Source organism: Allobosea sp. 01N443, from assembly GCF_056399325.1.
The window spans coordinates 1-24,469 of sequence record NZ_JBFTRC010000001.1 but is presented as its reverse complement, the minus strand read 5'-3'; the positions used below and the strand labels follow the sequence as shown (position 1 = coordinate 24,469).

At 65.2% G+C, this 24,469-nt stretch carries 25 protein-coding genes and 1 tRNA gene; 13 read left to right on the top strand and 13 right to left on the bottom strand.

What is annotated here, in order from left to right; translation table 11 throughout:
• Window positions 1–298: 298 nt before the first annotated feature.
• Window positions 299–1,252, top strand: coding sequence for a DMT family transporter (locus tag AC1DRP_RS00130; RefSeq protein ID WP_476767480.1), 954 nt, complete (start codon window positions 299–301; stop codon window positions 1,250–1,252).
• A 27-nt stretch (window positions 1,253–1,279) separates the two neighbouring features.
• Window positions 1,280–2,215, top strand: coding sequence for an acetamidase/formamidase family protein (locus AC1DRP_RS00125; RefSeq protein WP_476767479.1), 936 nt, complete (start codon window positions 1,280–1,282; stop codon window positions 2,213–2,215).
• A gap of 73 nt (window positions 2,216–2,288) precedes the next feature.
• Here AC1DRP_RS00125 and AC1DRP_RS00120 read toward each other — a convergent pair whose 3' ends face one another.
• Window positions 2,289–2,762, bottom strand: coding sequence for an SRPBCC family protein (locus AC1DRP_RS00120; protein WP_476767478.1), 474 nt, complete (start codon window positions 2,760–2,762; stop codon window positions 2,289–2,291).
• Window positions 2,763–2,870: 108 nt separating this feature from the next.
• Here AC1DRP_RS00120 and AC1DRP_RS00115 point away from each other — a divergent pair, with 108 nt between their 5' ends.
• Window positions 2,871–3,404, top strand: coding sequence for a winged helix-turn-helix transcriptional regulator (locus AC1DRP_RS00115; protein WP_441491925.1), 534 nt, complete (start codon window positions 2,871–2,873; stop codon window positions 3,402–3,404).
• A 64-nt stretch (window positions 3,405–3,468) separates the two neighbouring features.
• On the opposite strand, the gene AC1DRP_RS00110 is transcribed toward AC1DRP_RS00115, so the two are convergent.
• From AC1DRP_RS00110 to AC1DRP_RS00100, 3 genes are read right to left on the bottom strand one after another with little or no spacing between them, the layout of a single operon-like run.
• Window positions 3,469–4,119: a glutathione S-transferase family protein gene (locus AC1DRP_RS00110; protein WP_441491926.1), complete on the bottom strand. Its 651-nt coding sequence runs from the start codon at window positions 4,117–4,119 to the stop codon at window positions 3,469–3,471.
• Window positions 4,120–4,139: 20 nt separating this feature from the next.
• Window positions 4,140–4,613 (bottom strand): SRPBCC family protein, encoded by a 474-nt coding sequence (locus AC1DRP_RS00105; protein WP_476767477.1) that lies wholly within the window; start codon window positions 4,611–4,613, stop codon window positions 4,140–4,142.
• On the bottom strand, window positions 4,600–4,983 hold the full coding sequence (locus AC1DRP_RS00100) for an ArsR/SmtB family transcription factor (RefSeq protein WP_476767476.1): 384 nt from the start codon (window positions 4,981–4,983) through the stop codon (window positions 4,600–4,602). Before AC1DRP_RS00100 ends, AC1DRP_RS00105 begins: the two co-directional genes overlap by 14 nt.
• A 178-nt stretch (window positions 4,984–5,161) precedes the next feature.
• On the opposite strand from AC1DRP_RS00100, the gene AC1DRP_RS00095 reads away from it, so the two are divergent.
• Entirely contained in the window at window positions 5,162–6,205 is a 1,044-nt protein-coding gene (locus tag AC1DRP_RS00095) for a GMP reductase (protein ID WP_441478548.1), read from the top strand.
• Between the two features lie 21 nt (window positions 6,206–6,226).
• On the opposite strand, the gene AC1DRP_RS00090 is transcribed toward AC1DRP_RS00095, so the two are convergent.
• From AC1DRP_RS00090 to AC1DRP_RS00080, 3 genes are read right to left on the bottom strand one after another with little or no spacing between them, the layout of a single operon-like run.
• A complete protein-coding gene (locus tag AC1DRP_RS00090; protein ID WP_476767475.1) occupies window positions 6,227–6,922 on the bottom strand; it encodes an ABC transporter ATP-binding protein in 696 nt (231 codons plus the stop codon).
• Complete coding sequence (locus AC1DRP_RS00085; protein WP_476767474.1) at window positions 6,919–8,166, bottom strand: ABC transporter permease; 1,248 nt, start codon at window positions 8,164–8,166, stop codon at window positions 6,919–6,921. Before AC1DRP_RS00085 ends, AC1DRP_RS00090 begins: the two co-directional genes overlap by 4 nt.
• Before the next feature lie 4 nt (window positions 8,167–8,170).
• Complete coding sequence (locus tag AC1DRP_RS00080) at window positions 8,171–9,169, bottom strand: efflux RND transporter periplasmic adaptor subunit (RefSeq protein ID WP_476767473.1); 999 nt, start codon at window positions 9,167–9,169, stop codon at window positions 8,171–8,173.
• 155 nt (window positions 9,170–9,324) lie between these two features.
• On the opposite strand from AC1DRP_RS00080, the gene AC1DRP_RS00075 reads away from it, so the two are divergent.
• The 4 genes from AC1DRP_RS00075 to AC1DRP_RS00060 all read left to right on the top strand — a co-directional run bounded on the left by AC1DRP_RS00075 (window position 9,325) and on the right by AC1DRP_RS00060 (window position 13,575).
• Window positions 9,325–10,014 carry a TetR/AcrR family transcriptional regulator gene (locus AC1DRP_RS00075; RefSeq protein ID WP_441491932.1) on the top strand — a complete coding sequence of 230 codons (690 nt, stop codon included), beginning with the start codon at window positions 9,325–9,327 and terminating at the stop codon, window positions 10,012–10,014.
• Window positions 10,015–10,155: 141 nt separating this feature from the next.
• The gene (locus AC1DRP_RS00070; protein ID WP_113516799.1) at window positions 10,156–11,190 is read left to right on the top strand and encodes an amino acid ABC transporter substrate-binding protein; all 1,035 of its coding nucleotides are present in this window, start codon (window positions 10,156–10,158) and stop codon (window positions 11,188–11,190) included.
• Between the two features lie 184 nt (window positions 11,191–11,374).
• A complete protein-coding gene (locus AC1DRP_RS00065) occupies window positions 11,375–12,538 on the top strand; it encodes an amino acid ABC transporter permease (protein WP_441491933.1) in 1,164 nt (387 codons plus the stop codon).
• Window positions 12,535–13,575 (top strand): amino acid ABC transporter permease, encoded by a 1,041-nt coding sequence (locus AC1DRP_RS00060; protein ID WP_441491934.1) that lies wholly within the window; start codon window positions 12,535–12,537, stop codon window positions 13,573–13,575. Before AC1DRP_RS00065 ends, AC1DRP_RS00060 begins: the two co-directional genes overlap by 4 nt.
• A gap of 101 nt (window positions 13,576–13,676) precedes the next feature.
• Here the strand turns inward: AC1DRP_RS00060 and AC1DRP_RS00055 are convergent, their stop codons facing one another.
• Window positions 13,677–14,213 carry a GcrA family cell cycle regulator gene (locus tag AC1DRP_RS00055; protein ID WP_113516797.1) on the bottom strand — a complete coding sequence of 179 codons (537 nt, stop codon included), beginning with the start codon at window positions 14,211–14,213 and terminating at the stop codon, window positions 13,677–13,679.
• 535 nt (window positions 14,214–14,748) lie between these two features.
• Between AC1DRP_RS00055 and AC1DRP_RS00050 the strand changes: the two genes are divergently transcribed.
• From AC1DRP_RS00050 to AC1DRP_RS00040, 3 genes are read left to right on the top strand one after another with little or no spacing between them, the layout of a single operon-like run.
• A complete protein-coding gene (locus tag AC1DRP_RS00050; RefSeq protein ID WP_441505026.1) occupies window positions 14,749–15,969 on the top strand; it encodes an aspartate aminotransferase family protein in 1,221 nt (406 codons plus the stop codon).
• A gap of 46 nt (window positions 15,970–16,015) precedes the next feature.
• Window positions 16,016–16,933 carry an ornithine carbamoyltransferase gene (gene argF, locus AC1DRP_RS00045; protein ID WP_113516795.1) on the top strand — a complete coding sequence of 306 codons (918 nt, stop codon included), beginning with the start codon at window positions 16,016–16,018 and terminating at the stop codon, window positions 16,931–16,933.
• The gene (locus tag AC1DRP_RS00040; protein ID WP_476767472.1) at window positions 16,933–17,940 is read left to right on the top strand and encodes an Hsp33 family molecular chaperone; all 1,008 of its coding nucleotides are present in this window, start codon (window positions 16,933–16,935) and stop codon (window positions 17,938–17,940) included. Before argF ends, AC1DRP_RS00040 begins: the two co-directional genes overlap by 1 nt.
• 33 nt (window positions 17,941–17,973) lie before the next feature.
• Here AC1DRP_RS00040 and AC1DRP_RS00035 read toward each other — a convergent pair whose 3' ends face one another.
• The 5 genes from AC1DRP_RS00035 to apaG form a co-directional block, all read right to left on the bottom strand.
• Window positions 17,974–18,117, bottom strand: coding sequence for a DUF2474 domain-containing protein (locus AC1DRP_RS00035; RefSeq protein ID WP_113516794.1), 144 nt, complete (start codon window positions 18,115–18,117; stop codon window positions 17,974–17,976).
• On the bottom strand, window positions 18,117–19,124 hold the full coding sequence (gene cydB, locus AC1DRP_RS00030) for a cytochrome d ubiquinol oxidase subunit II (protein WP_476767471.1): 1,008 nt from the start codon (window positions 19,122–19,124) through the stop codon (window positions 18,117–18,119). The genes AC1DRP_RS00035 and cydB overlap by 1 nt, the downstream gene beginning before the upstream one ends.
• Window positions 19,125–19,129: 5 nt before the next feature.
• Window positions 19,130–20,563, bottom strand: coding sequence for a cytochrome ubiquinol oxidase subunit I (locus AC1DRP_RS00025; protein ID WP_476767470.1), 1,434 nt, complete (start codon window positions 20,561–20,563; stop codon window positions 19,130–19,132).
• 422 nt (window positions 20,564–20,985) lie between these two features.
• Entirely contained in the window at window positions 20,986–22,161 is a 1,176-nt protein-coding gene (gene argE, locus AC1DRP_RS00020; RefSeq protein ID WP_441505029.1) for an acetylornithine deacetylase, read from the bottom strand.
• The gene (gene apaG / locus AC1DRP_RS00015) at window positions 22,158–22,550 is read right to left on the bottom strand and encodes a Co2+/Mg2+ efflux protein ApaG (protein WP_069878462.1); all 393 of its coding nucleotides are present in this window, start codon (window positions 22,548–22,550) and stop codon (window positions 22,158–22,160) included. Before apaG ends, argE begins: the two co-directional genes overlap by 4 nt.
• 249 nt (window positions 22,551–22,799) lie before the next feature.
• Here apaG and AC1DRP_RS00010 point away from each other — a divergent pair, with 249 nt between their 5' ends.
• The gene (locus AC1DRP_RS00010; RefSeq protein ID WP_441505030.1) at window positions 22,800–23,888 is read left to right on the top strand and encodes a 2'-deoxycytidine 5'-triphosphate deaminase; all 1,089 of its coding nucleotides are present in this window, start codon (window positions 22,800–22,802) and stop codon (window positions 23,886–23,888) included.
• A gap of 106 nt (window positions 23,889–23,994) precedes the next feature.
• Window positions 23,995–24,069: transfer RNA gene (locus AC1DRP_RS00005), tRNA-Gly, on the top strand.
• Window positions 24,070–24,469: the final 400 nt, after the last annotated feature.

Below are 24,469 nucleotides of genomic sequence, written 5' to 3'. Positions count from 1 at the left end.
CGACCCGAACGGGTCGGCGCATGACGGCCACCTTCCATCACAACCCCGCCATGCCCACTGACCATCTGGTCAGGACGTCGAAGATCATCAATGGTTTCAGGGCATTTGCGATGTGAAGAGCCGGGGGCGCGATCGCGCTCGGCCAATGGTTCGGGCGATGAGCGAAGACCGGCTTTCCGAGCAGCGGCGCGGCTCGGGTTCTGACGACGGTGTCGGCGAGCTGTCGACGCCGTTACGGCACGCATCGCCGGAGGATTCCGAACCTCCAGAATCAAGAGGCGACGAGGCTCCGCCTATCGTGCTGGCCGCCATTCCCGGCGTGATCGAACCCGGCCCTTCCGGCTGGTTCGCCGGCCGCCGGCACCGGCTGAGGCATTGGTGGCGCGGCTCGACACCGAACCTGCGCGGTTCAGTCTACATGCTGTCGTCGATGCTGGTCTATGCGGTGATGGTCGGGCTGATCAAGCATATCGGCTCAGCCATTCCGCTGGTCCAGACGCTGCTGATCCGACAGGTGATCATGAGCGTCATCATCATCGCCTTCGCGGCCAACCAGCTGCCAGCCATGATGCGGACCTCGCGCCTGGGACTGCAGGTCTTCCGCGGGTTGATCACGCTCGCTTCGATGCTCTGCGGCTTCAGCGCCATCATCTACATTCCGCTGGCTCAGGCGACCGCGATCGGATTCAGCCAGGTTCTGTTCGTCACCATCGCCGCGGTGCTGCTGCTGAAGGAGAAGGTCGACGGCCGCCGCTGGGTCGCGACCACCATCGGTTTCATCGGCGTCATCATCATGCTCAATCCATCGGCGCAGGGGCTGAACATCTACGCGCTGATGTCTGTCGCAGGCGCATTTCTCGGGGCGGGCATCACCATCAGCGTGCGCAAGCTGGCGGCGACGGAACGGACCGACACGATCCTGATCTACCAGGGCATCGTGCTGATCATCGTGCTCGCCGTGCCGACCTGGATCTTCTGGGTCCAGCCGACCGCCGAGCAATGGCTCTCGCTGATCCTGCTCAGCCTGTTCGGTACGGCAGGGCAATGGCTGATCACGCGCGCCTATCAGGTCGGGGAGGCAGCCGCGCTCGCTCCGCTGGATTTCACGCGCCTGCTGCTGGCGAGCTTCACCGGCTTCGTCTTCTTCTCCGAGATTCCGGCGCTCACCACTTGGATCGGCGCCACCTTCGTGATCGGGGCAACGCTCTACACGATGCGCAAGAACGCCCGGCCGCTTGCCCCTCCCGCCTGATCTTCGCGCCCGCTACAGGATGCCCTCGTGATCCATCACCAGCTCGATGCCGGACCGAAGACCTGCCACTGGGGTTTCTTCGACGCTGCCTTGCCGCCCGTTCTGACGATCGCGAGCGGCGACAGCGTCACCATCCGCACGATCAACGGCGGCACGGGAGAGCAGCCGAAATCGGGTTTCCATGTTCTGCCCGAAACTCACGAGATTCACGCGAAGGTCGAGCGCCCGATGCCGGGCCATATCCTCACCGGTCCGGTCGCGGTGAGAGGAGCAAGGCCCGGCCATGTCCTCGAAGTGCGCATCCGCGAGGTCAAACTCCGCACCGATTGGGGCTACACGTTCATCAGGCCTCTCGCCGGCACCCTGCCGGAAGAGTTCGACACCTATAAGCTTGTCCATATCGGGCTCGATGCCGAAAGGAATCTGGCGCATCTGCCCTGGGGCATGGAGCTGCCGCTCGCGCCGTTCTTCGGCGTGATGGGCGTGGCTCCGCCCGCGCATTGGGGCCGGCAGAGCTCGCTGGTGCCGCGCGCCTTCGGCGGCAATCTCGACAACAAGGAACTGGGAGCGGGGTCGACGCTCTATCTCCCCGTCTTCGTCGAAGGTGGGCTGTTCTCCTGCGGCGATGGCCATGGCGCCCAGGGCGACGGCGAGGTTTGCGTCACCGCGATCGAGACCGCCCTGGAAGGCACCTTCGAGTTCATCCTGCGCGAGGATTTGAGCTTCACCACGCCGCGCGCCGAGACGCCGACGCATCACATCACCATGGGCATCGACCCGGATCTCGACATCTGCGCTCAGAAGGCGCTGCGCGAGATGATCGTCCTGATCTGCGAACGCACCAAACTGACGCGGGAGGAGGCCTATATGCTGTGCAGCCTCGCGGCCGACCTGCGTGTGACCCAGACGGTCAACGGCTCCAAGGGCGTGCACTGCATGCTGGCGAAGAGCCTGGTGGCCTGACTCCCGGCAAGGCACTGGGAGGAGGAATTGCGCCTCCTCTCCAGGCTTTCGACCCCTATGGCCGACACGAGGATCAGACCGCCGCCGCGGTACGCTCGAGCTCCTGAGCCAAACTCTCAAGCAACTCGCGGGAGCCGGCCTCGCGCGTGGATACCTCATCCTTGCCGTCGAGGAAGGCAGCCTGTTCGGTATAGACGAGGCGGGTGCCCGATCCGACCGGAATGAGCTCGACCGTCGCCAGCGACGCGGAAATCGGCTCGCCTGCGATCGTCATGGTGTAGGCGGAGACGATAYGGCGATCGGGCACGATATCCTGAAAGGTAGTGTCGTTGCTGATCGGCGGTCCGCCCTGATAGCGGAAGCTGCTGCGCTCGGAGCCCCCGATCCGGAAATCGACATCGAAGCGCTCGATGCTCCAGCCTTCGCCCTCGGCAAACCAGCGGCGCTTCTGCGCCGGATCGGCAAAGGCCGCGAAGACCCGGGAGGGGGAAGCGGCATAATCGCGTTCAATGACGAAGCTGGCGTGAGTGACGGTGCGGTCAGACATATTCGTCTCCAAATCAAAACCAGTTGCTTTTTGCAACTGGTTGTAAGCTAGGGAGACTGATCCCATAATGCAAGCGGTATTTGAAAGCCGGCTTTCGGGAGACTGCGCATGACCGACGATCCTCGCTCGGGCTGTCCGATCAACCTCACCCTCGAGGTGGTCGGCGACAAATGGAGCTTGCTCATCATTCGCGACATGATGTTCGGAAACCGTCGGCACTTCCGGGAATTGCTGCTGCATTCCAAGGAGGGCATCTCGTCCAACATCCTGGCCGACCGGCTGAAAACGCTGCTCGACCAGGGCATCATCACCAGGAGCGACGACCCGAGCCACAAGCAGAAGGTGACCTACAGCCTGACGGAGAAGGGCATCGGGCTCCTGCCGGCGCTGGCCCAAATGTCGTGCTGGGGGCTGAAATTCCTGCCGGTCAGCGAGGAACTCTCGATCCGCGCCGAACTGCTGGCCGAGGGCGGACCCGCCCTCTGGGAAGAGTTCATGGACGAACTGCGCGAAAGCCATCTCGGCCAGCCCAATCCGCGACGCGCAAATCCCGGCTGGCTCAGCGTCGGCACGCGGCTGCGGGCCGCCTATGACGCCGTGGTCGCGCGCAAGGCGGCCGAGGCGCTCGCCGGCGCAAGCTGATGGCATGCTTCATCGCGAGCGACACAGTGTGCAGTCATGATGCAAGGGTTGTTCGCGATAGCCGCTAACCGCGTGGAAACATATGCAGGTAGGGCGCGGCCTCTCGCAGCACGCGCATATAGGACGGGCGCTCCAGCAGCCGGTCGAAATAGGCTGCGACGGCCTTGTGCGTGTCGCGGAACGGGAGCACGAGCTCGGAATAATAGAGCGCCGGCGCGGCAGCGCAGTCAGCCATGGTGAAAGCATCCCCTGCGGCCCAGCGCCGTCCGGCCAGCGTATGCTCGAGCACGTCATAGGCCGTCTGGAGCCGTTTCCTTGCCTGTTCGACGCCGGTCGGATCCTTGCCGTCGGCCGGCCTGATGCGGTCACCGACGATCTTCTGCATGGTCTCATTGAGATAAATGTCGAAGAAGCGGTCCTGCAGCCGGGTTTCGAGCGCGTGTCCGGCATCGTCAGGGATCAGCCTGAGCGCCCCCGGATAGGTCTGGTCGAGATAGTCGATGATGATGCTGGACTCAGGCACGATGCGGCCCCGCGCTTCATCCTGCAGCAGCGGGAATCGACCCATCGGCCAGAGCTGCAGCAGAGCCATGCGCTGTTCCGGATCACCCAGGTCGACAAGCTTTGGCGTGAAGGGTGTGCCGTTCTCATAGAGCGCGATCACCACCTTCTGGCAGAACGAGGACAGCGGGTGGAAATGCAGCGTCAGGGACATGGTCGAGCCTCCGTGAGACATCAGGCAGCGGCGGACTGGCGCTGCAATTCGCGGGCGAGATTGTCGAGGCCGATGCGGGTGCCGTGTTCCCGTTCCTCCGGGCGGTCGTAACCGTCGAGGAAGGCAGCCTGCTCGGTAAAGGCAAGCCGCGTTTGCGCGCCTTCAGACCTGAACAGAACGGTCGCCAGCGACACCGATATGCGCCGCTCGGCCAAGCGCATCGCATAGGCGTAGACGATGCGGCTGCCGGGCACGATATCCTGGTAGACCGCGTCATAGACATGGTCGACGCCGTCGGAATCCCGGGTCGTCGAATGCTCCTGGCCGCCGACCGAGAAGTCGAGCGTGTGTGCGCCGGCCGCCCAGTCGTCATGGCAGGCGAACCAGCGCCGCTTGATCGCCGGATTGGCCCAGGCCGCGAAAACGCGGGCCGCGGAGGCGTCATAGACGCGCTCGATGGTGAAGGTGGCGTGCGTGACACTATGATCTGTCATCCCGTGCTCCTCTGCTCGATGCCGGGCTTCCGTCATCCGGCTCGTCCGGATTTTCTGCGAGATAGGCGCCGAGGCGATCGAAGCGCCGCTCCCACAGCATCCGGCGCTCGTTGATCCAGCGTTCGGCGGCGCGCAGGGCCTGGGTCTCGACATGGCAGGTCCGGACGCGGCCCTGCTTCTGCGAGCGGACGAGGCCGCTTTCCTCGAGCACGGCGAGATGCTGCACGACGGCCGACAATGTCATCGCCAKCGGGGCGGCAAGCTCGCTCACGGACGCCGGCCCGTCGCACAGGCGTTCCACCATCAGCCGGCGGGTCGGGTCCGCCAGGGCCTGGAACATCAAGTCGAGTTGCGCCGATTGGTGAAGCATACGCTTAAGTATCTTGAGGCAGCGAGTCCGTCCAGAATTATTTTAGCAACTGCTAAAGTGTTGCCGCGAACGGCCGCTGCACGCCATTTGCGTCCAAGGCCCCGGACCGGCTATGAGTCCCGGCACGCCTCCTCAGCGTGCGCCCGAATTCCGCGCCAAAGCAGCCGAGGCTTCCATCATGCGTATCGAGAACGATCCCAAGCTCGACTTCCGAGACGTCCTGATCCGGCCCAAGCGGTCGACACTGGGCAGCCGCGCCCATGTCGACGTCAACCGCACGTTCCGCTTCGCCCATACAGGCAAGGACTGGACCGGCTTCCCGTTGATCGCCGCCAACATGGACGTGGTCGGCACCATGGGCATGGCGCGCGCCTTGCTGAAGCACGGCGCGATGGTGGCTCTGCACAAGCATTACGATGCCGACGATCTGATCGCCTTCTTCAAGGAGAAGGAATCGGCCAACGCCTTCTATTCGCTCGGCACCACCGAGACCGATCACGAGAAGCTGAAGCACGTCCATTCCAAGGCGCCGATCAGCAAGATCTGCCTCGATGTCGCCAATGGCTACACCGAAAAATTCGTCGACACCGTCAAGGCGACCCGCGAAGCCTTCCCGCATGCGGCGATCATGGCCGGCAATGTCGTGACCGGCGACATGACGGAAGCGCTGCTTCTTGCCGGCGCCGACATCGTCAAGGTCGGCATCGGCCCCGGCTCGGTCTGCACCACCCGCAAGATGACCGGCGTCGGCTATCCGCAGCTCTCCGCCATCATCGAATGCTCCGATGCGGCCCATGGCCTGAAGGGTCTGGTCTGCGGAGATGGCGGCTGCACTGTGCCGGGCGATCTCGCCAAGGCCTATGGCGGCGGTGCCGATTTCGTCATGCTCGGCGGCATGCTCGCCGGCCATGACGAATGCGAGGGCAAGATCCGGTACGAGGAGCACGACGGCAAGAAGGTTCCGGTCGCGATGACCTTCTACGGCATGTCCTCGGACACGGCGATGAAGCGCTATTCCGGCGGCGTCGCCAAATACCGCGCCTCGGAAGGCAAGACCGTCGAGGTGCCCTATCGCGGCCCGGTCGAGGGCACGATGCAGGAACTGATGGGCGGCGTGCGCTCGGCGATGACCTATATCGGCGCCGTGCGGCTGAAGGAGATGCCCAAGCGCACCACCTTCATCATGGTCGGCAGCCAGCTGAACACGGTGTTCGGCACCTGAGGCGCTCGCGCGGGCGGCGGCTCAGCCCTCCGTCGGGGTTTCGTCCTCGGTCACCCGGCCATCGACGAGATGGATGCGCCGTCCGATCCGCGCCGCCATCTCCAGGTCATGCGTCACCGCGATCACGGTCTTGCCGCGCTCACGCACCAGCGCGTCGAGAATCGCGAAGACCTGCTCGGAGTTCTTGCTGTCGAGGCTGCCGGTCGGCTCATCGGCGAGCACGAGAGGCGGGTCGTTGGCGAGAGCACGGGCGACCGCGACACGCTGGCGCTGCCCGCCCGAAAGCTGGTCCGGCCGCTTGTCGAGATGGTCGACGAGGCCGAGCGCCTCGAGCRGTTGCGTCGAGCGCTCGCGCATCGCTCCAGACGTCAGGCGCCCGAGCCGGCGCATCGGGATCTCGACATTCTCGCGCACGGTGAATTCCGGCAGCAGGAAATGGAACTGGAAGACGAAACCGAGAGTCTCCAGCCTGATCCGCGCCTTCTCCCGTTCGCCGAGCCCATCGGTGTCGCGGCCGCCGATGCGGAGCAGGCCGGTTGTCGGCCGGTCGAGCAGGCCAAGCAGATAGAGCAACGAGGATTTGCCCGAGCCGGACGGGCCGGTGATGGCGACGAATTCGCCCTCGCCGATCGTCAGCGTCACGTCCTGCACCAGGGTCACGGGCACGGCGGCCGGGAGCACGCGCGTCAGGCCGGCTGCTTCGATCAGCGCCGTCATGTCGCCCCCCGGATAATATCGACCGGGTTGAGCCGCGCCGCCTGCCGCGCCGGCAGATAGCCGGCTATCCCGGCCGAAACCAGGGCGAACCCGGCCGCAATCAGGTAATGCCAGGGGCTCCAGGCCAGCGGCAGCCGCGTGATCTCCTGCACCACTGAGGCCCCCGAGAGTTCGAAGCGGACGAGCGAGAGCGCGAAGCACAGGGCAAGGCCGACCGCCCAGCCGATCAGCGAACCTCCAGCCCCGAGCACAAGCCCCTCCAGGAGGAACAGACGGCGCATGTCGGTTTCCGTGAAGCCAAGCGACTTCAGGATGGCGATGTCGCGCGCCTTCTCATGGGTGATGGTCGAGATGATGTTGAAGATGCCGAAGCCGGCGACCAGCAGGATGGCGCCGACGACGGTGTACATGATGACATTGCGGATCACCAAAGCCTCGAGCAGCGACTCGTTCGCCTCCTGCCAGGCGACCGCCTTGTAGCCGATCAGCGCCTCCGCGCGCCGTGCCACCTGGGGAGCGGAAGCGGGATCGTCGAGCTTCAGGCGGATCTCGTTGATCGCGTTCGGCCGCTCGCTCAGGATCTGAGCGTTCTTGAGCAGAACATAGCCCTCTCCCTCGTCACGGGCGGTCGTTCCGGTATGGAACAGGCCGACGATCTTGAAGGCACGGGTCTGGCCGGTGGAGGAGACCACCGTCACGGTTGTTCCGAGTTCGGCACCAAGACGCTGGGCCAGGCGGTCGCCGACGACGATGTTGTTGCCCCCGGCGATCAGCGAGGTGAAGCTCCCCTGGCGGAAATCCCTGGCGATCGACGAGACGCGCATTTCGGCCTGCGGCTCGATGCCGATGATGCCGATGCCGACATCGCGCCCGGCATAGCGCACCACCCCTTGCGTCTTCAGGCCCGATGCCATCCGGCCGGGAACCCAGGCTCTCAGCAGTGCCGTCGCTTCGGTCGGGTTGAGGATACCGCGACGATCGTCCTTGGGTCTCAGCCCGGCGATCCGAACCGATGCGAACTGGTCCTGCGCGGGTTGCCGGCGTGCGGCGCGCCGTTCGTCGGTGATGGCGACATGCGGCATGGTGTCGACGAGCCTCGCGACGAAATCGTCCTCGCCCCCCTGCATCAGGGCCGCCATGGCGATGGAGAAGCCGACCCCGAGCGCCACGCCGAGCACGGCGACGAGCGTCTGCCGACCGCGCCCGAGGATATGCGTCAAGGCAAGATCGAGGATCAGCCGCATGGCCTCACCCTCCCTGAGCCCTGACGTGCGCGCCGTCACTGAGACGTTCGGGATAGGGCGCAACGACGCGCGCCGTGTCCGGCACCCCCGAGAGAACCTCCACCTCGCTCGTGCCGCGGATACCGATCGTCAGTTCGCGGCGGCGCACGACATCGCCCTCGACGACGAATACCGCATTGTCGTGCACGGCGTTGTTCGGCAGCAGCAGGGCATTCTGCGACACCCGCACGATGACATTGATCTCGACCGTCATGCCGATCATCACGGGCGTCTCATCCGGCAAAGACAGATAGACACGATAATTCTTCGCGATCGGATCGCCCTTGGGCGTGATACTGTCGACCGTGGCTTCAAGCTTCCGGCCCGGGAAGGCATCGGCCGTCAGCAAGACATTCTGGCCGACCTTGACCTGGGGAATGTCCTCCTCGTTCACCTCGGCGACGACGCGCAGCGGCTTCGCCTCGCCAATCCAGAACAGCACCGTGCCGGGCTCGGCGATCTCGCCAACCTCGCCGTCGCGGCGCAGGACGGTGCCACGCATCGGCGCGCGGAGCAGATAGTTCTCCAGCCGGGCAGTCTGGCCTGCGACAAGCGCCGCGGCCTGGCCGATTTCGCTGCGGGCGCGATCAAGCGCCTGCTGGGTGACGACCTTGCGCTCGACAAGCGTCGAAAGCCGCTCAAGCTCCGTCGAGGCAAGGGCATGGCGCGCCTTCATTTCGGCCAGCGTCGCCTCGGYCTGGGCCCTGTCCAGCCTGGCCAGAATCTGCCCCTCCTCGACCCGGATGCCTTCGCAGTTGCAGAGTTCGACGATGCGTTCGCGGATGAGCGGGGTCACCTTGGCCCAGGTCCGAGGCTCGACGACGCCCGTCGCATAGACGATGGCCGCCGCGTCGCCACGCTTCGCCAGCACGCTGGAGACCTGCGCCGGCCGGGTGGCGGACCAGTAGGCCGCAGTCGCGACGGCGAGCGCGGCCAGGACGAGCAGACGACGAACGAGCTTCAAGGCATCCCTCCCAGGAGGAGGCGGCGGCAGCAGCAGCATGGCGCGACGCGATTATTCATTGCCCCCGCATCGATCCAGGCGCTAAAGTTACAGACCGACCGTCGGTCATTTTACAGACCGACGGTCGGTCGTCAAGTTGGAGAGACCGAACCGGCATGCCCCGCGTGGTGAAACACCCCGATGATCGCAGGAACGAGCTGCTCGACTGCGCCCAGGCGCTGTTCTTCGAACGCGGCTACGAGCGCACGACGATCAACGATGTGATTGCACGTGCCGGCATCTCGAAGGGCGGTTTCTATCACCACTTCACCGCCAAGGAGGACCTGCTTGCCGCCTTGGCGTCTCGGCTCGCCCTGACCTCGGTCGAACGCCTCACGGATTTGACGGAGGCGCCCGATCTCCCACCGCTTGCGCGATTGAACGGCTTTCTGGCGCGCGCCCGGCAAATCAAGCTCGAGGATGCACCCCGGCTCAGAGCGACATTCGATGTCCTCTTCAAGCCCGAGAACATCGTGCTCTATCACCGCATCAACGCAACCGTGATCCCGCTCGCGGTCCCGGTGCTCACCCGCATCATCGCGGCGGGGAAGGCCGAAGGCGTGTTCAAGGTGCCCGATGCCGGAATCGCAGCCGAGATCGTGCTGCATCTCAGCGCCACCAGTCACGACGCCATGGCCCGGGCGATCTCGGCATCGGGAACCCCGGACGCTCCGGCGGCGATCGATGCGCTCGATCAGCAGCTGCGTTTCCAGGGCATCGCCATTGACCGCATCCTCGGACTGCCGGACGGCAGCGTCACCTATGTCGAAGACGGATTCGTGCAGGCCATCATGACCGCGCAGTGATGCAGGGATGACGGTGTCGCCAGCCGTCTTCCACTCGACATCGCATCCGGGATTCGAATTCCACCCACTCCCCTTCGCCGCTCAGCTGTTGCATAGTCGCGCCACCATGCAGAAAGCCGCCCAGGCTTCGGGGGAATGACAATGACGAAGATGATGATCCTGGGGGCCGCAGCCGCCCTCGCAGTCGCGGCGACCTCCGCCCATGCGCAACAGCTGGCGCCGAGCCCGACGCTGGATGCCATAAAGGCTCGCGGGCATCTCGAATGCGGCGTGCATCTCGGCCTGCCCGGCTTCTCCTTCGCCAATGACAAGGGCGAGTGGACGGGGCTCGATGTCGATTACTGCAAGGCACTGGCTGCGGCCGTGCTGGGCGATGCCACCAAGGTGAAGTTCACGCCGACCTCGGTTCAGCAGCGCTGGCCGATCCTGCAATCGGGCCAGGTCGACCTGCTCTCGCGCAACTCGACCATCACCTTCTCGCGCAACGCGACCTTGGGCCTGAACTTCCAGGGCATCAATTTCTACGAAGGCCAGACCTTCATCGTCCGCAAGTCGACCAATGCCAAGACGGCGGCCGATCTCGACGGCGCCTCGGTCTGCGTCGCAGCCGGCTCGACCGAAGAGAAGAACGCGGCTGACTGGTTCCGCGAGCGCAACCTCAAGGTCACGATCACCAATTTCCAGAAGAACGACGACGCCATCGCCGCCTATGATGCCGGCCGCTGCGACGCCTATACCGCCGGCGTCGGCGCGCTCGCCGGCCAACGCGCCAAGCTCAAGGTCCCCGACGAGCACATCATCCTGACCCAGCCGATCTCGAACGATCCCCAGGGGCCGGTAACGCGCTACGGCGACGAGCGCTGGCAGCTGATCGTGCGCTGGGTGCTGAATGGCACCATCGCCGCCGAGGCGCTCGGTGTCACCTCGGCCAATGTCGATGAGATGAAGGCCAATTCGAAGAACTCGGAAGTCCGCCGCCTGCTTGGCGTCGAAGGCGGTTTCGGCGCGATGATGGGCCTGCCGGACGACTGGATGTACAAGGCCATCAAGCAGGTCGGCAATTATGGCGAGAGCTATGAGCGCTCGGTCGGCATGGGCTCGCCGCTGAAGCTCGAGCGTGGCCAGAACCAGCTCTGGACCAAGGGCGGCTTGCTGTTCACGCCGCCTTTCCAGTGAGAACCACGGCATCAGGCGCCTGACGGTGCTTCGAGAAACCGGGCGTCATTCCGGGCAGGCGGCGAAGCCGTACAGCTCCGGAAGCCATCGCAGCGCGCAGCGCCTTTCGATGGTTTCCGGGCCTGCGCTACGCTCCGCAAGGAATGGGGCCCCTCCTTCGCCACTTGTCTAAGAGGCGGCAACCGTGGCCAGCGTTCTGTCCTTCATCAACGACAAGCGGGTGCGCGACCTGTTCTATCAGGTCGCGCTCGTGCTTGGGCTCGTCGGCGCGATCGTCTGGTTCGTGCGCAACGCCTCGGAGAACATGGTCAAGGCCGGCATCGCGTCGGGCTTCGACTTTCTCTGGCGCACTTCGGGGATCGAGGTTCCCTTCGTCCTGACCGGCTACACCCAGCAGGACAACATCCTCGCGCTGTTCTGGGTCGGCATCGCCAACACGATGCTCGTCACGGTGATCGCGATCGCGCTCGCCACCGTGCTCGGCTTCATCATCGGCATCGCGCGGTTGTCCTCGCACTGGCTGCTCTCGACGATTGCCGGTGCCTATATCGAGTTCGTCCGCAATATCCCGCTGCTGTTCTTCGTCCTGTTCTGGTATTTCGGCGTGATCGCGGCCCTGCCGGCGCCACGCGCCTCGCTGAGCCTATTCGGCGTCGCCTTCCTCAATAATCGCGGCCTGACGATGCCGCTGCCCGACTCGCCGGCGCCCTTCCGCTGGGCATTGGCGATCATGCTCCTGTCCTGGCTCATACAGTGGCTGGTGATGCGCTGGGCACGCCGGCGCAAGGAGGAGACCGGCCGCGATGCGCCCGTGCTCATGCTGGGCATCCTGTTCGTCCTGATCGTGCCCGCTCTGGCCGTCACCTGGGCCGGACTCGCCGTGCGCTGGGACGTGCCGGTGCTGCGCGGCTTCAATTACCGCGGCGGCTTCGTCGTGATCCCCGAATTCGTCGCGCTGCTGGCGGCCCTCGTCACCTATACGGCGGGCTTCATCGCCGAGATCGTGCGCGGCGGCATCCAGGCCGTGCCGCATGGCCAGAGCGAGGCGTCTGCAGCGCTCGGGCTGCGTCCCGGCCAGATCCTGCGGCTCGTCGTCATCCCGCAGGCGCTGCGCGTGATCGTGCCGCCGATGACCAACCAATATCTCAACGTGCTGAAGAACTCGTCCTTCGGTGCGGCCATCGCCTATCCCGACGTCGTCAGCCTGTTCATGGGCTCGGCGCTGAACAATACCGGGCAGGCGATCGAGATCATCGCCATGACGCTAGCGGTCTATCTGGTGATCGGGCTTGCCGTCTCCGCCTTCATGAACTGGTACAATGCCAGGATCGCGCTGGTGACCCGATGAGCGCAGCGACCTTTCCGCTCTGGCGCCAGAGGCTGTTCGGCACGCCGGCAACCGCCGCCCTCACAGTGGTCCTCGCACTCGGCATCGCCTGGGTCGCGGTCCCGCTGATCCGCTGGGCGCTGATCGACGCGACCTGGTCCGGCACCACGCGCAATGATTGCACCGGCAGCGGTGCCTGCTGGGTCTTCATTCGGGCCCGCTTCGGCCAGTTCATGTATGGGCTCTATCCCGTCGACGAGCGCTGGCGGGCCGATCTCACCGGAGCAATCTTCGCACTCTCTGGGCTCGGCCTCTATCTCTCGCCGAAATCCATGCGGATCCGGCTCGCGATCCTGGCGCTGATCATCCTGCCACCGCTCGGCGTCTGGCTGCTTGCCGGCGGGTTCGGTCTGCGCCCGGTCGAGACGCGCGAGTGGGGCGGGCTGATGCTGACGCTCTTCATCTCGGTCTATTCCAGCCTGATCGCGATCCCGCTCGGCATCCTGCTCGCGCTTGGACGCCAGTCGCAGCTCAAGGTGGTGCGGCTGATCAGCGTGCTGTTCATCGAGTTCTGGCGCGGCGTGCCGATCATCGCGGTCATCTTCCTCGCCTCGCTGCTGCTGCCGCTGATCCTGCCGAGCGGCACGGGCATCGACCGCCTGGCGCGCGCCGTGATCGGGCTCGGCCTCGTCATCGCCGCCTATATGGCCGAAGCCGTCCGCGGCGGATTGCAGGCGCTTCCCTCCGGCCAGCGCGAGGCCGCAACCGCGCTGGGACTGACCTATTGGAAGGCAACCGGGCTGATCGTTCTGCCGCAGGCCTTGCGGATTTCGCTGCCGGCGATGACCAACGAATTCATCGCGCTGATCAAGAACACGACGCTCGTGCTCGTCGTCTCGATCCTCGACCTGCTCGGCATCGCCCAGGCCTCGCTTGCCGACCCCAACTGGGTCGGGATGAACATGGAGGCCTATGCCTTTGCCGGGGCGATCTATTGGCTGATCTGCTACGCGCTATCGCGCTGGAGCAAGCGCCTCGAGCGACGCAAACTGGGTTAAGCGACCGTAAAGTCGGGATCACCCGCTCCGCTCCCGCGGGCCCCAATGAAAAAGCCGGCCTTGCGGGGCCGGCTTCGATTTCAGATCCAAGGAGCCTTGGCTCAGGCGCGCACGACCTTGCGGTCGCGACGGCGATCGGCCGCGGGCTGATAGGCAATCCGGGCGTGGTAGCTGCAATAGGGCATGCCGGTCTGCGAACGGCCGCCGCAGAAGCGGAATTCCGCCGTGGTCGGGTCGCCCATCGGCCAGCGGCACATATATTCGCGCAGGTCCATGATGGTGACCCGATCGGAGAACGGCACCACGACGTCCTCAGGCAAAGCCGGCGCCTGTTGTGCCTCGACCTCGACCTCGGGCTCATATTGCGGCGCGAGCGCATTGGCGCCACGGGTCATGCCGGCATTGCCGCCGACAGGATGGCTCGGCGCGCGGGTCGGCGCCTTGCGGGGGCGCGGCGTCGACGAAGCGGCCGGGCTCTTGGCTCGCCCGGAAAGACCAAGCCGGTGCACCTTGCCGATCACGGCATTACGCGTGACGTTGCCGAGTTCGCCCGCAATCTGGCTGGCGCTCAGTCCGTCGCTCCAGAGCTTCTTGAGAAGCTCGACGCGTTCGTCCGTCCATGCTCCGACGTCGTTCATGGCTTCACCTGTCTCATCGGGCCAGCTCCTTCACGGAACCGGCCTATGGGCCGATCGTGGGCGGAATCCGAAACCGGCAGCTCCCGCTGTTAAACGGAGGCCGTTACACCCGGAATTGACGGTACAGGAGACGCCGCACGAGATGTCGTATCTGACAAACCGGACCATACAAGATGCCGGGACTCGGCCACAAGAGTCCCCGAATCGGAAATTGGTTTTTCCCCAGCCATTCGCGGATCGCGGGTCAAGCCCCCACCTGCGGAGCAACTGACCTTACGGCGCGGAATTGACAGCGGGGGACCGGTTTTGCATAGTCTCGCCGACCTAGCCGCCCTTCCACGGGCGGCGCTTATGTTTTTGACGGATCAAGGTCTTCTTGGTGATGCGGATGACGGCGCGACGAGACGTCGGGAACTGGCTGCGACGATAATGTCGCCGGCGGGTCGCAGAGGGCTGCCAATTCTTGCCCCGCGACTCCGTTCTTCCATCCAGCGCCCACCCGTTCTCATTCGCCCTTCCGTGAGGATCGCCTGTCATGACCCCTGCTCCCTTTAATCCCTCCCAGTCCGTGCTGTTGCCGACCTATGCTCGCGCGCCGATCGCGCTTGAGCGCGGCGAAGGCGCCTGGGTGGTCGCCTCGGACGGCCAGCGCTATCTCGATTTCGGCGCAGGCATCGCCGTCAATGCGCTCGGCCATGCGCATCCGCATCTGGTCCAGGCGCTGACCGAGCAGGCCTCGCGCATCTGGCACACCTCAAACCTCTACAGCATGCCGGAAGGAGAACGGCTGGCCCGGCGGCTCTGCGAGGCGACCTTCGCGGAACGGGCGTTCTTCACCAATTCCGGCGCCGAGGCCAATGAGTGCGCCATCAAGATGGCGCGCAAGTACCATGCTGCGAAAGGCCATCCCGAGCGCTATCGCATCATCACCTTCGAGGGCGCCTTCCACGGTCGTACGCTTGCGACCATCGCTGCCGGCGGCCAGCAGAAATATATCGACGGCTTCGGCCCGAAGGTCGACGGCTTCGACCAGGTGCCCTTCGACGACGAGGCCGCGCTGAAGGCCGCGATCGGGCCCGAGACGGCTGCGCTGATGATCGAGCCGATCCAGGGCGAGGGTGGCCTGCGCTCCGCGCCCGTGCGCTTCCTCAAGCTGCTCCGCGAGCTCTGCGACACGCATGGCCTGATGCTGATCTTCGACGAGATCCAGACCGGCGTGGGGCGCACCGGCAAGTTCTTCTCCTATGAGCTCTCGGGCGTCGCGCCCGACATCATGGCGATCGCCAAGGGCATTGGCGGCGGGTTCCCGATGGGCGCCTGCCTCGCCACCGAGGAAGCGGCTTCGGGCATGACGCTCGGCACGCATGGCACGACGTTCGGCGGCAATCCGCTCGCCATGGCGGTCGGCAATGCCGTGCTCGATGTCGTGCTGGCGCCGGGCTTCCTCGATCACGTCCAGCAGATGAGTCTGCGCCTGCGACAGTCGCTGGCCCAGCTCAGGGATCACCATCCCGACGTGATCTCGGAGATCCGCGGCGAGGGGCTGATGATCGGCCTGAAGCTCAACACGCCGAACACCGATTTCGTGGTCGAGGCGCGTGCGGCCGGGCTGCTGGTCGTCGCAGCCGGCGACAATGTCGTGCGCCTGCTGCCGCCGCTGGTCATCACCGAGGCCGATGCCGCGGAGGCGATCGTGCGGCTCGAAAGGGCTGCGCAAGCGGTCGAGGCCACCCTGAAGCGACCGGCGGCCGAATAACGAACCCTCCGCCCACGGCACGTTTTTTTTGAAGGAAGCGCCGACGATGCGCCATTTCCTCGATCTTTCCGATTTCTCCAGCGACCAGCTCCGCGCCATCCTGCGCGCGGGCGAGGAGATGAAGGCCCGCCGCCGCACGCCGGCGGCAGCCTCCGACCGCCTGCTCGAAGGCAAGGTCATCGCCATGATCTTCGAACAGCCTTCCCTGCGGACCCGCGTCTCCTTCGACGTCGGCATCCGCGAACTTGGCGGCTCGCCGATGATGGTGACGGGGCAGGAGATCGAGCTCGGCGAGCGCGAGACCATTGCCGATACCGCCCGCGTGCTGTCGCGCTATGTCGACGCCATCATGATCCGCATGCTCGACCATGATTCCGTGGTCGAGATGGCGAAATATGCCACCGTGCCGGTCATCAACGGGCTGACCAAGCGCCAGCATCCCTGCCAGGTCATGGCCGACGTCATGACCTTCGAGGAGCGCAGGGGGCCGATCACCGGCAAGCGCATCGCCTGGACAGGCGACACGAACAATGTCCTGACCTCCTGGGTGCACGCGGCCGGGCGGCTCGATTTCGAGCTTGCGATCGCGACGCCGGAAGAGCTGTCGCCCCCGCCGGCCCTGATCGACTGGGCTCGCAAGCAGGGCGCCAAGATCCGGCTGACCAGCCGGCCCGAAGCCGCGGTCGAGGGCGCAGATTGCGTCATCACCGATTGCTGGGTCTCGATGGGGGACGAGGAAGGCACGCGCCACAATCTGCTGCGCCCCTACCAGGTCGACGAGCGCCTGCTCGGTCGCGCCGAAAAGGATGCGATCTTCATGCACTGCCTGCCGGCGAGCCGCGGCGAGGAAGTCACCGATGCGGTCATGGACGGCCCGCAATCGGCCGTCTTCGACGAAGCCGAGAACCGGCTGCATGCGCAAAAGGGCATCCTGGCCTGGTGCTTTGGCGGCGTCGCAGCCTGATGGCCGTCGCTGACACCCCCTCGGAGACGGCGGCGCTAGACGATCGGGTCGTGCCGTTCACGGTCCCGGACCTCGACATTCGCGGCCGGGTCGTACGGCTCGGCGCCTCGATCGACACAGTCCTCGAGCGTCACAACTATCCGGAGCCGGTCTCGCGCGTCCTTGGCGAAGCAGCCGCGCTTACCGTTCTGCTCGGCACCGCACTTAAATTCGAAGGCCGTTTCCAGCTCCAGACCAAGAGCGACGGGCCGATCTCCATGCTGGTGGTCGATTTCAACGCGCCCGACAATTATCGCGCCGTCGCGCATTACGACGAGGCGCGGCTACAGCAGGCGGTCGCTGAGGGCACGTTGAGCACGGGCGATCTGCTCGGCAAGGGCCATCTCGGCCTGACGGTCGATCAGGGCTCGCAGTCGACGCGCTATCAGGGCGTGGTCGCGCTCGAACATCAGAGCCTCGAAGACRCGGCGCACCAGTACTTCAAGCAGTCCGAACAGATTCCGAGCCGGGTGCGGCTCGGCGTCGGCAGCGTCGTCACAGGCGCGGGACGGCAATGGCGAGCTGGCGGGCTGATCGTGCAGTTCATGCCGACCTCGCCCGACCGGCTACGCGCCGCCGACATCCATCCGGGCGATGCCCCGCAGGGGCACGAGATCCTGGCCAGCGACCACCCCGACGGGATCGCCGACGATGCCTGGGCCGAGGCCCGCTCGCTGGTCGAGACGGTCGAGGACCACGAACTGCTCGACCCGATGCTGGAAAGCGAGCGGCTGCTCTATCGCCTGTTCCACGAGCGTGGCGCACGCGTCTTCGAGCCGGTGATCGTGCATGAATCCTGCCGCTGCTCGCGTGAGCGCGTGCTCGGCATGCTGCGCGGCTTTTCCGCCGAGGACCGCCGGGCCATGGTCGCCGATGACGGCACGCTCGCCGTCACCTGCGAATTCTGCTCGCGGCGCTATGATTTCGACCCGACCGAGGTCGAGGCGGGGCTGAACACCTCGCCCTGACGCTGCCGCGATTCTCGCTCCGGCGCTGTTCTCTCAGAGCGACAGCCCGGCGGCCTTCATCAGAAGACGGAAGCCGAGGGCAACGACGCCGAGCGAGAGCACGCTTGCGCCCCAGATCAGGACGAGCCAGCCGAAGCGGCTGAGCCAGGACTTGCGAGGGGCAGTGACCGGCTCCATCAGTGGTAGCCCTCCCCCGCCTTCACCTTGCCGCGAAACACGTAATAGGACCACGCGGTGTAGGCGAGGATGATCGGGATGATAAAGAGCGCCCCGACCAGGGTGAAGCCCAGGCTCTGCGGCGGAGCCGCTGCCGCGCGGATCGAGATGTCGGGCGGGATGATGTTGGGCCAGAGGCTGATCGCAAGGCCGCTATAGCCGAGGAAGAGCAGCACCAGCGACAGCAGGAAGGGCGCTGCATGCGGCGACCGCTTCAGCACCGACAGGATCAGCGCGGCCGTCGCGAAGACAAGGATGGGGACGGGCGCGAAGAAGAACAGGTTCGGCAGCGTGAACCAGCGTTCCGCCACGCGCTGATGCAGCCATGGCGTCCACAGGCTGACAAGCACGATGGCGACGAGCAGGGCGATGACGATCGGGCGGGCGAGCGCGATCATGCGCTGCTGCAGCTGTTCCTCCGTCTTCATGATCAGCCAGGTGCTGCCCAGCAACGCATAGGCCACGAGAAGACCAAGGCCGGTGAACAGGCTGAACGGTGTCAGCCAGTCGAGCGCGCCGCCGGCAAAGGCGCCGTCGCGCACCACAAAGCCATTGATGAAGGCGCCGAGCGACACGCCCTGGAAATAGGTGGCGATGTAGGAGCCCCAGGCAAAGGCCTTGTCCCAGAACGGCTTGTGCGCCTCATCGGCCTTGAAGCGGAACTCGAAGGCGACGCCGCGCCAGATCAGCCCGGCCAGCATCAGGACGAGCGGAAGATAAAGCGCGCTGAGGATCACGGCATAGGCGAGCGGGAAAGCGGCCATCAGCGCTGCGCCACCCAGCACCAGCCAGKTTTCATTGCCATCCCAGACCGGCGCCACCGTGTTGACCATGGTGTCGCGATCCTCCCGCCCCTTCACGAAGGGAAACAGGATCCCGATGCCGAGGTCGAAACCGTCCATGATCACATACATCATCAGGCCGAAGCCGATGATCACCGCCCAGATGATCGGAAGATCGATACCCATCTCGCTCACGCTCCCTTGCCGGCGCCGCTGGGGGCATCGAGGTGATCCGGCGCGGCCGAGAGCGGCCGGGCCGGGCGTTGATTCAAGAGCTCATCGCCATGGGCTTCCGGCTCCGGGCCGTGGCTCTCTGGACCATGTCCCACCAGCTTCAGCATGTAGCTGACACCGGTTCCGAAGACCGCGATGTACATGACGATGAAGACGATCAGCGTCGCCGACAGCGCCAGTGCCGAGTGGTTGGAGACTGCGTCCTTCGTTCGCATCACGCCATAGACGATCCAGGGCTGACGACCGATCTCCGTCGTGAACCAGCCTGCGAGGATGGCGACCAGCCCCGACGGCCCCATCAGCAAGGCAAAGCGCAGGAACAGCTTCGACTCGTACAATCCTCCGCGCCAGCGCAGCCAGACGCTCCAGAGGCCGAGCGCCAGCATGAGGAAGCCGAGGCCGACCATGATGCGGAAGCTCCAGAACACGATGGTCGAATTGGGCCGGTCCTCGGGAGCGAACTCCTTCAGGCCCTGAATCTGGCCATTCCAGTCATGGGTCAGGATCAGGCTTCCCAGGCGGGGGATTTCGAGCTTGTAGCGCGTTGTCTCGGCCGCCATGTCGGGCCAACCGAACAGCACCAGCGGCACGCCCTCGCCGGGTTTGTTCTCCCAGTGTCCTTCCATCGCGGCGATCTTGGCCGGCTGATATTTGAGCGTGTTCAGGCCATGCGCATCGCCAACGGCAACCTGCAGCGGCGCGACGACCAGCAGCATCCACATCGCCATCGACAGCATCGTCCTGATCGCCGGCGTGTTGCGGCCGCGCAGCAGATGCCAGGCGCCGGAGGCGGCGACGAACAGCGCCGTCGCGAGAAAGGCGGCGATGGTCATATGCACGAGACGATAGGGGAAGGACGGGTTGAAGATGACCTTCAGCCAGTCGACCGGGATGACCCGACCGTCGATGATCTCGAAGCCCTGCGGCRTCTGCATCCAGCTGTTGGAGGCAAGAATCCAGGTCGCAGAGACGAGCGTGCCCAGCGCGACCATGATCGTCGCGAAGAAATGCAGGCCAGGTCCGACCTTGTTCCAGCCGAACAGCATGACGCCGAGGAAGCCGGCCTCGAGGAAGAACGCGGTCAGCACCTCATAGGTGAGGAGCGGCCCGGTGACGCTGCCGGCAAAGGAGGAGAAATAGCTCCAGTTCGTGCCGAACTGGTAGGCCATGACCAGCCCGGAGACGACGCCCATGGCAAAGTTCACGGCAAAGATCGTCGACCAGAAATGGTAGAGGTCGCGATAGACGGTGTCGCGCTTCCACAGCCACAGGCCTTCCAGCACGGYGAGATAGCTCGCGAGCCCGATCGTGATCGCCGGGAAGACGATGTGGAACKAGATGGTGAAGCCGAACTGGATGCGGGCCAGCTCGAGTGCGGTCAGACCGAACATCTCAGCTCCTCACCCATGCCGCTGCCGAGGCAGGTTTCCCGCAGGCGAGCGCCGAGATTGACGCGTTTTCCATCGCTTCACCAGAGTTCGGCGAGCAATGGATTATCGCTCGCTACATCCAATCAATGTCTGCATACATTATTCCTAAGCGTATGCATTTTCCAGTGAAGCGTGCCGCGCGCAAGCGAGGCAAGACAGCGCAGGCGTCCCTGCACGGGCGACTGCGCTGCGACGTGTACGGCGTTATGCGAGCAAGTTCAGCACGGGCAAGACGACGCACCTGGCCCGGATGGTGCGCCCGGGGCGCGCCGAACGGCAGAACATCGGGCTGCGCGGCTGGCTGGGCAGACCTCACCCCCAACGCACCGAGGCGACGCTCGCCCCGGCTGCCTGYCGTCACCGATGCGGGGGCTCAGAGCCTCTCAGCTCCGGCAGCTCTCCATCAGATCGCGCATGAATGTCTCGCCGGCGGCGAGCTGCTCGAGCGTGATGAACTCGTCAGGCTGATGCGCCTGATCGATCGAGCCGGGGCCGCAGACGACCGTCGGCAGGCCGGCGCGCTGAAAATGCCCAGCCTCGGTCGCATAGGGCACGGCAATCGTGCTGTTGCGGCCGGCAAGCCGCATCGTGAGGGCCTCCGCCGTCGAGCCGGCATCGGGCGCAAGACCCGGCACATCCGATGTCATCACGGTCGTGATCGTCGAGGACGGCGCGGTGCGGCGCATGCGCGCGAGCACCGTCTCGGCATAGGCGGCGAAGCGATGCGGCACCTCGTCGGGGTCCGAACCCGGCAACGTACGCACCTCCCAGCCAAGCTCGCAGCGATCGGCCAGGATGTTGCGGGCGATTCCGCCATGGAGCTTGCCGACATGGACCGTGTCGTAGGGCGGATCGAAGCGATCTGCCGGGTCGGCCCGTTCCATCAGCTCCTGCGCCATCCGGTCAAGCTCGGCGGCGAGCAACGCCCCGGCATGGACGGCGCTGGCGCCGAGATGCGGCTTCGAGGAATGGGCGGCGAAGCCGGTGACGACGGTATTGAAGGTGCGGATGCCCTTATGGGCGTCGGCAATTTCGAGCGAAGTCGGCTCGCCGACGATGACAGCGCGCGGCAGCGGCAGATCGCGACCCATGCGGGCAATGCCGTCCACCACGCCGAGGCAGGTGAGTTCCTCGTCATAGGACAGGAAGAGATGGATCGGCGTCGTCAGTCTGGCGGCCAGGAATTCCGGCACGAGGGCCAGTCCCAGGGCCACAAAACCCTTCATGTCGACGGCGCCTCGACCATAGGCCCTGCCATCGGCAATGCGCAGGGTGAAGGGGTCGCTCGACCAGGCCTGCCCCGTKACGGGCACGACATCGGTATGGCCGGACAGGACGATGCCGCCGCGATCGGCCGGGCCAATTGTGGCGAAAAGCGCAGCCTTGTCGCCCTCGGCGTTGGGAATCCGGATCGAGGACACACCCCAGCTCTCGAGATAATCCGCAACGAAGGCGATGAGATCGAGATTGGACTTGGCGCTCACCGTGTCGAAGGCGACGAGGCGCGACAGCATTTCGAGCGGCGTGTAGCGCCGCGCGGCCGTGGTCGGAATGGTCAATGCAGAACCTTCTTCACATAGGGGGAATCGAGCGGAAACAACGGCACCTCGACATCGAAGACCACACCATCCTCGCCCAGCATGGCGTAATAGCCACGCATCGAGCCGTCGGGCGTCATCAGCGGGCAGCCCGAGGTGTAGCTGAAGCTCTCGCCCGGCCGCAGCACCGGCTGCTTGCCGACCACGCCATCGCCGCGCACTTCATGGACCTCACCACGGCCATCGGTGATGAACCAGTGGCGGGTCATCAACTGCACGGTCTGTCGCGACTGGTTCACGATCTCGATCGTATAGGCCCAGAAATAGCGACCCTGCTCATGGGCGGATTCCCGTTCCATGAACTCGGGAACGGCGGTCACGCGCACGCCTCGGGTTTGCGCCTGATACATGCTCAGCGGCTCCGTGCCGTTGCGGTTCGCCGGCGGGCGGAATTGGGCCGGGAACGACGTCCCTGTTATGGACCGGCCGGCGGCAGCGTCAATCCCGAAGCCGCGCTGGCCAGTCCTGCGTCCGGCCCGGCGCGGCGGCGGACAGAATGATTCCCGCATGGACAACCGCCCCGAAAACGGGCGATAGGACTGGCCCGCCTGGCCCTCATGCCAGGCTTCGCTAGCTCATGCTGAACAGGTCCGACGCTCATGCTGCCCTTCCTGCCCGGCATCCAGCCCGACAGCCGCATCCGTGCCTTCATCGAAGAAGGTGTGATCAAGCTCGCGCGGCCGCCCGCGGAGGGCCAGATCCAGCCGGCCAGCCTCGACCTCAGGCTGGGCGACAAGGCCTATCGCGTCCGCGCCAGTTTTCTGCCCGGCCCCGGGTCGACCGTCTCACGGCGGCTCGACCAGCTCGCCCTGCATGAGATCGACCTGACCAGGGGTGCTGTGCTCGAGACCGGCTGCGTCTATGTCGCCGAGCTGATGGAAGGGCTGGCGCTGCCCCAGGGCCTGCGCGCCGCGGCGAACCCGAAGAGCTCGACAGGCCGGCTCGATGTCTTCACCCGCGTCATCACCGACCGGGCGCGCGAATTCGATCTGGTCGAGGAAGGCTATGAGGGCCCGCTCTTCATCGAGATCTCGCCACGCACCTTCCCGGTCCTGGTGCGCTCCGGCTCGCGGCTCTCTCAGATCCGCTTCCGCGCCGGCGATGCCCGGCTCGACGACCGGACGCTGGGGGAATTGCACGAGCGCGAGACGCTGGTCAGCGCGGCCACTCCCTCCTTCCAGAGCGGCGTCGCCGTCAGCGTCGATCTCGCCGGCTTCGACGGCCTCGTGGGCTATCGCGGCAAGCGCCATACCGCGCTCGTCGATGTCGACCGGGTMGGTGCCTACCGCGTCGCTGATTTCTGGGAGCCGATCCAGGCGGACGCCTCGCGCTCCCTGATCCTCGATCCGGACCAGTTCTACATCCTGGCCTCGAAGGAGGCGGTGCATGTGCCCCCGGACTATGCCGTCGAGATGACGCCATTCGATGCGCTCGTCGGCGAGTTCCGCGTCCACTATGCCGGCTTCTTCGACCCCGGCTTCGGCCATGGCGGCGCCGGTGGCAAGGGCGCACGCGCCGTTCTCGAGGTCCGCTCGCGCGACGTGCCCTTCATCATCGAGGACGGCCAGATCGTCGGTCGACTGGTCTATGAGCACATGGCAGCACGGCCGGACGCCCTCTATGGCGCCGACCTGAAATCGAACTACCAGGGCCAGGCGCTCAAGCTCTCGAAGCATTTTCGCGACTGACTGAATCAGACGCTCCCATCCTGCACGATTGCCGGATGACACCTGCGCCGGAAGCCGCTATGAGATTCGCGTCCTCGCCGTTGATCTGCGGTCGCTGCGAGCGCATGCGGGCGTAGTTCAGTGGTAGAACGTCAGCTTCCCAAGCTGAATGTCGTCGGTTCGATCCCGATCGCCCGCTCCAATCTTTTCAGGCACTTAAGCTGAGTATGGTCGGCGATTTCGCCAGCTACTCCTCAGCTACCTCTAGATCCTCGAAGCGACCGATCTAGCAGCCGATACCAGTCGCCGGGAAGGCTGATAGAGGCCGAGCAAGCCCATTCGCACGCCTCCGAGGAGCGCCCCCCGGGGGGCGCTCGGTTGGCGGCGCTCTATATACTAAAGTAGGGGCGAGCAGATCGGACAATACCGTTCAACCTAAGGTAACTTGCCACGGCAAAACTATGCAGGCCGGAACCGCAGATGACTCAGCCGACGCTTAAGACAATCCTGCACATCAGTGACTTCCATTTCGCGAAACGGCGGCAACATGATCAAAAGCAGGTCGTGGATGCCCTGATAGCTGATCTAAAGGAGCTTTGCGT